The organism is Pseudomonas sp. SIMBA_068 (genome assembly GCF_046534705.1).
GTDB lineage: Bacteria > Pseudomonadota > Gammaproteobacteria > Pseudomonadales > Pseudomonadaceae > Aquipseudomonas > Aquipseudomonas putida.
In genome coordinates this window covers 1-238 of the sequence record NZ_JAWRYI010001577.1, presented here as the reverse complement: position 1 = coordinate 238, position 238 = coordinate 1, and the positions used below count along the sequence as shown (strand labels likewise).

Genomic DNA, 238 nt, shown 5'->3' with positions numbered 1-238 from the left:
CATACCAGGCAGATAATCACTTGTGTCATGACTTTCAATCGGTTTTCCGCTGGCCAGGTTTTTCGCCATCCCACTAACGCGTGGCAGATCACTCATACAACTGCCTGTGACACTGCTGGCCTGCGCCTGATTAATCAGGCTAAAGCCTTGTGACACAGGTTTAAGATTGCTGGCGAGGCCCAGTGTATTGAGTGACGCGGGTTTGCCACCAAAATCGATAAAGTTTGATGGATTACTC

At 49.2% G+C, this 238-nt stretch carries 1 pseudogene; it reads right to left on the bottom strand.

Going from position 1 to position 238, the window contains the following annotated elements:
* A pseudogene (locus SB756_RS35005) lies at positions 1-238 on the bottom strand (OmpA family protein); the annotation flags it as partial.